At 25.8% G+C, this 9,033-nt stretch carries 6 protein-coding genes; all 6 read left to right on the plus strand.

Annotated features, from left to right (window positions below; translation table 11 throughout):
* Positions 1 to 1,136: 1,136 nt before the first annotated feature.
* Entirely contained in the window at positions 1,137 to 2,282 is a 1,146-nt protein-coding gene (locus tag BHE82_RS00800) for a metal ABC transporter solute-binding protein, Zn/Mn family (RefSeq protein WP_071345409.1), read from the plus strand.
* Positions 2,283 to 2,312: 30 nt separating this feature from the next.
* On the plus strand, positions 2,313 to 3,098 hold the full coding sequence (locus tag BHE82_RS00805) for a metal ABC transporter ATP-binding protein (protein ID WP_071345410.1): 786 nt from the start codon (positions 2,313 to 2,315) through the stop codon (positions 3,096 to 3,098).
* A gap of 81 nt (positions 3,099 to 3,179) precedes the next feature.
* A complete protein-coding gene (locus tag BHE82_RS00810; protein WP_071345411.1) occupies positions 3,180 to 4,244 on the plus strand; it encodes a metal ABC transporter permease in 1,065 nt (354 codons plus the stop codon).
* Positions 4,244 to 5,338 carry a metal ABC transporter permease gene (locus BHE82_RS00815; RefSeq protein ID WP_071345412.1) on the plus strand — a complete coding sequence of 365 codons (1,095 nt, stop codon included), beginning with the start codon at positions 4,244 to 4,246 and terminating at the stop codon, positions 5,336 to 5,338. The genes BHE82_RS00810 and BHE82_RS00815 overlap by 1 nt, the downstream gene beginning before the upstream one ends.
* Before the next feature lie 407 nt (positions 5,339 to 5,745).
* Entirely contained in the window at positions 5,746 to 6,930 is a 1,185-nt protein-coding gene (locus tag BHE82_RS00820; protein WP_257608373.1) for a hypothetical protein, read from the plus strand.
* Between the two features lie 136 nt (positions 6,931 to 7,066).
* A complete protein-coding gene (locus BHE82_RS00825) occupies positions 7,067 to 8,578 on the plus strand; it encodes an ABC transporter ATP-binding protein/permease (RefSeq protein WP_071345413.1) in 1,512 nt (503 codons plus the stop codon).
* Positions 8,579 to 9,033: the final 455 nt, after the last annotated feature.

Genomic DNA, 9,033 nt, shown 5'->3' on the forward strand with positions numbered 1-9,033 from the left:
TTTAATTTTAACAATTTTATATTATAATATAAATATAATTATTTAAATATTTTGAGTCTTAACTCTAAACTCTTACTTATCTTAGATTTAAAATATTCAAAAGCAACTACTAACTTTATAAATTATTTATTTCTAATTTTATTAATTTTTCACAAATCACACATTAGCAAAACAAACAAGATAATAAATTAACTATATTTATTCTTTATTTTTAATTATATAAAATTTACATAATGAATATATTTCTATTTTGCAATTGCTTTCAAACTCAAACCCAAAAATTATTTTTTTGCAATTGATTTTCACAAAATAAAATCTTATTTGTATAATAATTTATATAATCCCCAATATATTTAATCATTTAATTAAATTATTTTTATAATATGTTTGCAATATTTTGGAAAATAATAAGCATATTTTCTAAGTTTATTATTGTGTTAATAACCTCTTTTATTTAATTCTTAGCCATAATTTTATCATTTTTCGCAACAAACACCACCAACAACAAATTAGCGTTAATTGTAATTTAGATTTTGTTAATTATTGTAAGTTTTATCAATTTTGTACCCTAAAGCCATATTTGTGTCTTTTTTTAATAACTTTGGCACTAAATTATTATATTTGCAACATTTCCCTTAACACATTAATTTAGTTTTTTACCCCCTTTTTTATATTTATTCAGGGTCATTTATACGAGGTATTACAAAACCATTTCAAAAACACTTGCATAATATTTTGCATTAATTTATATTAAGATATAATAAATATCTTTAAAGTTTTAGTTTTTTCATAATGTAAATATGAAACACATTTTAAAAAATGAAATTATAAGTAATAAACTTATTTTAAAATATAAAATAAAAACATTTTATTACTAAAATTAACACAAACCAACCCCCCAAATAACAAATTAGCCCTCATTATAATTAAATATTTTTGCTACTTTATTACAAATGTATAGCCATAACTGTATCAAAATTGAAATTTTTAATGATGGATTTTACAAAGAAATCCCAAAACCACTAATTTATAATTGCATATCATTAGATATTTTTATAACATCGTTTTTACCTCACAAAATAGTTCCTTTTAGATCATTTTAAATCAATTCAGAAAGGCAAAAGGAGACCATAATTATGGATTTTTTTATTAAACACAAACAAAAAATAATCATTTTTCTTTTGGCAACAATAACAACGCTGATTTTGTCTATTCCTTTTTTATCTTTGACAAAAGCCAATAATGCCAAAACTGCTTCAAAAGATTTACAAATAGTAACGACTACTACCATGTTAAAAGATTTAGTCAAGCATTTAGTTGGTGATGTGGCAGAAGAAGAACAAAACGAATATCAAAAAATTGAAGGTATTCAAGTTGATTCTTTGATGGGAGTAGGAATTGATTCGCACAATTACAAAACCAAATTATCAGATCGCAAAAAAATTAAAGAAGCTGATTTAGTTGTGATTAATGGACTGCATTTGGAAGCTAAAATGGCAGAAGCCTTCCCGCTTTTAACGAATAATTCCTTTACCGTAGTGCAGTTAGATGAAACGCATACCAAAGTTATAAATCAAGAAGGTAAAGAGGAGGAACACATTAAAGAAGAAAATATTAAGCGAGATGAAGATACTCATGGACCAGATCCTCATATTTGGTTTGATATAGATCTTTGGATTAAAGTTTTAAAACAATTAAAATACAAATTAAAAACAGTATTGAAAAAAGACCTACGTTTTAGCCAAAAGGATATTGCTAATTTAAAAAACAATTGCGACACATATGAACGAAAATTAAAATTATTAGATACATATGTAGGCAAGAAATTTAACGAATTAAAAGGACAATTTTCTTCTCAAGGCAAAACATTTATTTTAGTTACTGCCCATGATGCTTTTTCTTATTTAGCTAGAAAATATGATTTTGAATTAAGTCCAATTCAAGGAATTTCTACCCAAACAGAAGCCAGTATCAGCGATATTGAAGAATTAGCTAATAAACTGGTTGAAAACCAAGTAAAAGCTATTTTTGTAGAAAGTGCTTTTCCAGAAGGAACGCTTGATTCTCTTAAAGAATCTGTAAAAAGTAAAGGTCATAATATTAAAAAAAGTGATGAAGAATTATACGCTGATGCTTTGGGTTCAGAAAGTGAAGAGCCAATAGAATTTGAAGCCGACAAAGATAAAGACGGGAATTCCAAACCAACAAAATACAAACATTCCACCTATATTGGAGCTTTATTACACAACATTCATACAATAGAAAAAGAATTAAAACAATAACAACAATAACAAAGAAATAAGGAGATTATAATGAAAAAAGAAATAGCCATTAAAATTAGAGATCTAACTGTAGCTTATCATCTAAAACCAGTTTTGTGGGATATTGATTTAGATATTTATCAAAGCTCTTTGACAGCTATTTTGGGTCCTAATGGTGCTGGAAAATCTACTTTAATTAAAACTATTTTAGAATTGATTCCCAAAGTTTCTGGAGAAGTTTTATTTTATAATCAAAAATATGGACAAGTAAGAAAAAAAATTTCCTACGTGCCACAAAGAAATTCAGTTGATTGGGATTTCCCAACTACTGTGTTTGATGTTGTTTTAATGGGCCGCTACGGACATTTAGGATGGTTTAAAAAACCAACTGCTAAAGATAAAGAAATAGTAATGCAATCTTTGGAAAAAACAGGAATGCAAGACCTTAAGGACCGTCAAATATCTGAACTTTCAGGCGGACAACAACAAAGAATTTTTTTAGCTCGTGCCTTAGCTCAACAAGGAGATATTTATTTTATGGACGAGCCTTTTCAAGGAGTTGATATCCAAACAGAAAAAAAAATTATCCAAGTTTTAAAAGATTTGCAAAAAGAAAATAAAACCATTATTGTAGTGCACCATGATTTAGAAACGGTGACTCAATATTTTGATCATGTAGTTTTGGTAAACGTAAAAAAAATTGCAAGTGGTACTAAGGATGAAGTTTTTAACCAAACTAATTTAACTAAAACTTTTCAAAATAAACAATTAAAAAAAGACATCCATAATTTGCAACCCCCCCCAAAACAACTAAATAAAAAGAACCAAAATAAATAATCAAATTAAATATAAATGATTAAAATAAATAATCATATAATAAAAAGAATAAAATAACCAATAAATAAGAAAGGATGAAATATGTTTGCTTTAGAATTTAATTATACTGTTGTTAAAGTGCTTTTAGCAGCTAGTTTTTTAGGATTTACATCAGGTATTTTAGGTGTTTTTATTATCCTGAAAAAACAAGCCTTAATTGGAGATGCTCTTTCTCATACCGCTTTGCCAGGAATTGCCTTAGTTTATCTTTTTGCTCGTAGTACAGATATTTGGGTTTTGTGGCTGGGTGCTATTCTTGCTTCGTTTGTTACTTTGCTTTTGATGGAACTTATTAAAAAATATTCCAAAATTAAATCAGATACAGTCTTATCATTAGTGCTTGCTTCTTTTTTTGGTCTTGGCAACGTTTTGATTGCCATTGCTCAAAATACTGGTGAGGATAACAAAATAGCTACTTTGGAAAAATTTATCTTAGGGCAAATTGCTTTAGTAACTGAACTAGATATGATTTCTACTGGCATTATGGCTTTAATTACTTTAGTTGTGGTAGTTGGCTTGTGGAAAGAATTCAAAATTTATATTTTTGATGATAAGTTTGCCCAAAGTGTAGGATTTAACACTAAAATTATGACTTTTATTCTTAATTTCTTATTAATTGGAGTAGTAGTTATTAGTTTAAAAATTATTGGTATTATTTTGACAAGTGCCTTTTTAATTATGCCAGGAGTAATTGCTCGTCAATTTAGTGATAGATTTGTTACTAATGTTATTGTTGCTTCCATTGTTACTTTCTTTTCTAGTTTAATTGGAGTTTTTATAAGCAATAGTGTACAAGATATGCCAACAGGACCAATGATTATTGTTATTACTACTTTATTTATTGCTTTGTCCTTGCTATTTTCTCCTAAATATGGAGTTATTAGTAGATATGTACAAAAAATTAAATATCAAAAAAAGATTAAAAAATTTCGTCAACTTATTCATCTTTATTACGAACAAGAAGAAACTCATACTTTGAGTTTGCCAATAATTCAAATAGAAAGTTTTTTATGGAAGGAAAAATATTTAATGTTACAAAATCAAAAAGCCCAATTAACACCTAAAGGAATTAAATTAGTTGAAAATTTAATTGATGGTATTGTTTAATGATAAGTTTTATAAATAATGTTGTTGGTTGCTTTGAACTAGATGTTTTTTTAGTTATTTTATTTTGTTCTTTGACTTTGGCTAGTTTAGGAGTTTTTTTAGTATTGAAAAAGTCTTCTATGGTGGTTGATGCTATGAGTCATAGTGTTTTATTAGGAATAGTTGTAGCTTTTTTAGTAGTTAAAAATCTTAATTCCCCTCTTTTAATTATGGGAGCTGCTTTAGTAGGTGTGCTTACAGCTTATATGGTAGAACTTTTAGGCAAACATTCTAAAGTTACTAAAGATGCTTCTATTGGGATTGTGTTTACTTTTTTCTTTTCGGTAGCAATTATTTTGATAAGTCTTTATACAAGACACGAACATTTAGATACTGATGCTGTTTTTTTAGGCAATATTGAACTTACCCACATTAAACAACTCAAAAAAATCATTCCTCTTTTATGTCTTAATTTGTTGTTTGTGCTTTTCTTTTATAAAGAATTAAAAATCTATATTTTCGACCCTACTCTTGCTGTAATCCTCGGCTTTTCCACTACTTTAATTAATTATTTATTGATGTTTTTAGTTTCTATGACAGCTGTTATTTCTTTTGATGTAGTTGGTTCTATTATGGTAATTTCTTGTATGATTGGACCTGCTGCTACATCTCTTTTAGTTACTAAGAATCTATATAATAGCTTTTTGCTTTCTTTATGGCTTGCATTTGTGAATTCTAGTCTTGGTTATTATTTGGCAATTGGACTTAATTTACCAGTATCAGGATTAGTTGCTTTTATGAATTTAGTGAACTTTTTGCTCTTTTTCTTCTTAGCCCCTAAAACTGGAATTGTTGCCAAAATGATTAAAAATAATTTGCAAAAAAAAGAATTTATGATTATTTCTTTACTAATGCATCTCAAAAATCATCAAGATCAATTACAAAAAAATCATTTTCAAGAGATTTATAAAGATCTAAAATGGTCTTTATCTCTTTATAATAAATGTCTTAATAATGCTTTAAAAAAAGGCTATATTCAAATAAAGCAAAATCAAGTAATACTAAATGATTCAGGAAACTATATTTTAGAAGAAAAAATTGCTCTTTGGATATAAAAACCTACACCCAACAAACAACTTCAATAAAGTGGGTTTTATCATATTGAAAGAATTTTAAAACACTTAAATAAAAAAAATTAACCCTTTGCTAAGGTATTTTTTTTAGCTTACCAACATCACAAATTTGCTTTTGTTTTATAAAATTAAGTTATAATAAATATGGTACCATTTATAAGTATATAGAAATTAGAAACAACACTTTCCTATTTTATATCAACACTTTATTATCACAAAAAACATCATGAATTATTTTTAACTTTGCACCGCAAAACCATAATTATCAAAAAAATTAATTTATTTGTTTAACTTAGAAAAAACTAAAATAAATTATAATGACAATAAAATATCTTATCATAACATTTAATGTAATACTTAAATGTCCTATAAAACTAAGGAGTAAAACGATGAAATTTATAGGTAAAAAAATATTATGTTTAGCATTAATATTAAATTTAGTTAATTTTTTTATTTTTATAGTTTTTAATGTTTGTAGTTTTAGTTTTTTTAAGAAGAAAAATCCTTATTTTAATAATAATGTTGTTTATGCACAGAAAGAAGAAAGTGCAAATAAGGGGAATAATAAAGATCAAAATGATGCAAAAGATAATCAATTAAATAAACCAAAAGAAGAAAAGCAAGAAGAACAAAAAGAAGGGTGTGGTTCTTGGTTGTGGAATAAAGTCAAAGAAGTTGGAACAGCTATTTATAATACATTGCCAGGAACCAAAGCCCCTGAAAATATTGACACACAATTATTAAACCAAATACAAGAAGAAATAACTGCCATTGAAGAAACAAAAGAACAAATTAAAGAATTAACCCAACAAGACGAAACATTAAAAAATATGTTAGAATCTGATGAAGCATATAAAAAAGCGGAACAACAATATAAAGAAGTAGAAAACAATTTAAAAGAAAATAAGTTTCAAGAAGCTTCCAATTTATTAAAATCTTCTCCAACTTGGTGGCAATCTTTTATAAGTTTTTTTCCTTTTGTGGATAATCAAACTCCTCAACCCTTAAAAGAAGCTTATAAAACTGCGTTGGATAATTTACAAAAAGTTCAACAAGTAAAAGAAGATTGGAATAAATTACAAAATATAAATGATGTACAAGAATATAAAATTCTTTGGGCATCTATTAAAGATAAAATTAATAATTTTTGGCCTTCTGCTAATGCTGATGTCACTCCTACACCTTCTGATTTAAATTCACAAGAAGAAATACCTGCTATTAAAAATTTTCTAAATAATCATAAATTTGCAACTAAATTGCTTGGTTGGTGTTTAGGAGAAAAAAGTAATGATGTTAAAACAATAGCTTCTAATTTAACAAACAGATTAGCTCAATATATAGGCAATAAAGCTGAGGAAAAACTTCAAAATAAAGTAGAACAAGCTAAAAAAGATGTTCCTCAAAAAGCTACAGATGCAGTTAAAGGCTACATATTTCAAGTTATTACCGCTGCTGTTGCTTTTACTGCTTTAGTTATTACATTTCTTTACTGGTTTATAATTAAAAAAATTAAAAAAAATCAAATTAAAAAACCACAAATAAGTAAAAAAGTTACCTTAAATAAAACAAAATAAACTTTTTTATTCTTAAATAATAAATAAGCAAAAATAATAATTTATTTTACATCATTTGCTATTATTATTTCTTAAATATTACATTATTAGTGTTTTTATTTCAATTTCATACGAAATAAAAAGGAGATTAATTTTTATGTTAAAAATTAACCATTTATTTAAAAAATTTCAAAATACAGAAGTCCTTGAAAATGTTTCTTTTCAATTGCCTCAAAAAGGATTAGTTTTTATTATTGGTAAATCAGGTTCTGGTAAGTCTACTTTATTGAATCTCATAGGAGGGCTTGACAAACCCACTAAGGGAAATATTACGGTTTTAGGACGAAACATTAATGAATTTGCTTCATTCGAACTAGATGCTTATCGCAATTATTTTTTAGGATTTGTTTTCCAAGAATATAATTTATTAGATAATTTAACAGTTTTTGAAAATATTCAAATAGCTTGTGCACTACAATCAAAACAAGTAGATAATTGGAAAATGCAACAAATATTAAAACAAGTAGAATTAGATGGTCTAGAAACTCGCTATCCTAATCAACTTTCAGGAGGACAAAAACAAAGAGTAAGTGTTGCTCGTGCTTTAATTAAAAATCCTAAAATGATTTTGGCAGACGAACCTACTGGTAATTTAGATGAAAAAACAGGACAAAAAATCTTTGAATGTTTAAAACAAATATCAAAAGATACCTTAGTTGTTATAGTTTCTCATGATACCCAAAGTGCTTATAAATATGCAGACCGCATTATTGAATTTGCTGATGGTCAAATTGCAAAAGACCTTACTAAAAAAATAACTAAAGCTTCCACTGATAAACCCCAAATATTACAAAATAAAACTTATACCCAAGAAGAAGTTGCTAATTTATTAAAACAAAAAAATAATGCTATGGAACTAGATTTTGCACCCACTTTGGCAAATGAAAATTATAGTTCTCAACATCAAGCAATGCATTTGCCTTTAGTAAAAACTCATCTTTCCAAACAAACAGCTCTTTTAGTAACTCAAAATATTTTAAAAAATAATAAGAAATTAGCTTTTAAAATCATTTCTACATCTAGTAATGGTGCTTTATTCTTAACTCTTTCTTTTTTAATATTTTTCAATATGTTTCTTTGGCTTTGTAATTTAGGTTATGTCACACCAGAAAGTCAAGCCAAAAACAAGACATTTTGGTTGTTATTAGCACCTTTATTATTTCACATATATTTTTTAGGTATATCTTTTTATCAAATGATTATTCATATGAGAAATATTATCACCTTAAAAAACAAAGATATTGGCATTCTAAAATCTTTAGGGGTTTCTGATCGAGATATTCACAAAATATTTCATCATTTAAATATAAAAATAGTTATTATTCAATTTTTGGGAATTCCTTTATTTTTTTTGATATTTGTTTTATTCATGGCAATATCAGCTTCTTTGCAAGGCAAATTAAAATTCTTTTTAAAGTATTTGCCCACCCTTTACTCATCTTTAAAAGAATTTGTGCCTCTTTATTTATTTTTGGTAAATATAGTTTTATTTTTTGCTTTAGCTTTTGCTTATCCTTTTTTCTTAAATCATTTTTCAATCAAAAAACAATTAAAAAAAGTCTTAAAACAAAACCCTTTAACTATTATTTTAACTGTTCCCAAAGCATAATTTTTTGAACCATTTCATTTATTAAGCATTAAGACAATCAAATTTGAATATAATATTTAAGATCAACTTTAAGTTGGTCTTTTTTATTTTTATCGACTAAATTGCTATCATTTCATGCATTCACCAAGTTATTTATATATAATAATTTTTTCAAGCAATCAAACACCAACCAAAATTAATTACCAACTAAAAATTACTAAAAATATTATTTTATTTGACTACTTTTGTTGTCTAATTTAGTTAGATAATGCCAATTTTATTTACTGCAATCTATCTATTTTAATTTATGAAAAATTTAAATTAATTGTTTTGCAACACTTTAACCATTACTAAAAATATTATGAATTTATTTTTTATTTATACTACCCATTAAAATATTTCTAATAGCTTCGTTGCATTCAAATCCTTAAATTTAAATAAATTATTTATTTGCTTGAATATTGTAGGCGATTAAA

Source organism: Rice orange leaf phytoplasma (genome assembly GCF_001866375.1).
Classification (GTDB): domain Bacteria; phylum Bacillota_I; class Bacilli_A; order Acholeplasmatales; family Acholeplasmataceae; genus Phytoplasma; species Phytoplasma asteris.